Annotated in this window: 1 pseudogene; it reads right to left on the bottom strand. The window is 66.3% G+C overall.

Annotation, left to right across the window (positions count from 1 at the left end):
- Positions 1-10 precede the first annotated feature (10 nt).
- Positions 11-768: pseudogene (locus ACI6QG_RS19605) on the bottom strand (IS5 family transposase).
- Between the last annotated feature and the right edge of the window lie 77 nt (positions 769-845).

The raw sequence follows: 845 nt of genomic DNA, 5'->3' as shown, positions 1-845 counted from the left end.
GGTTGGGGACTCATTTGCTCCATTCGGTGACGGCAGTGACGAGGGCGAGTGCGGCGAGGAAGTTTCGGGCGAGGCGGTCGTAGCGCGTGGCGATGCGTCGCCAGTTCTTGAGCCTGCAAATGAGGCGTTCCACGAGGTTTCGCCGTCTATAAGCGCTCCTGTCGAGTGGATACGGCGTGCGCCGCGCGGCACTGGACGGAACCACGGCCTCGGTGCCACGCGCTGCCAGCCAGCGTCGCAAGCTGTCAGCGTCGTAGGCCTTGTCGGCGATCAGGCGCTGGGATGGCTCGACGGCGCCGAGCAGCTGCGGAGCCACTGTGATGTCGGCGACACTGCCCGGTGTCAGCAGCAGCGCGACCGGTCGGCCGCGACCATCGGCCAAGCAATGAAGTTTCGAGGTGCGCCCGCCCCGCGAGCGACCAATCGCCTGCGTCCACTCCCCCCTTTTCCGCCAGCCGCCGAGCGGTGCGCTTTCACGTGCGTGCTGTCAATCATCAGCTCGTCCGGTACCTCGCCCGTGGCGGCCACCCGCTCGAACAGGCGGGTCCAGATGCCGCGCTGGGACCACCTGTTGTAGCGGTTGTAGACCGTGGTCGGCGGGCCGTACTCGGGCGGCACATCACGCCAGCGGCAACCCGTCTTAAGCACATGCAGGATGCCGCTGATCACGCGACGGTCGTCCACTCGCGGCCGGCCTGGCTTGCCCCGCGGCAGGTGCCGCTCCAGCACCGTCCACGCCTGCTCGGACAACCAGAACAACCGCGCCATGGCCAATCTCCACCGCTGAACCTCAATCAGTGGCGAAACGCACAAACGATTCAATGGGTTGTATTGGTTCCCTACCT

The sequence above is a fragment of the Sabulicella flocculans genome (genome assembly GCF_045449635.1).
Classification (GTDB): Bacteria; Pseudomonadota; Alphaproteobacteria; order Acetobacterales; family Acetobacteraceae; genus Roseococcus.
Note: the sequence above shows the minus strand (reverse complement) of the source record. Positions and strands in the feature narration are given on the sequence as shown.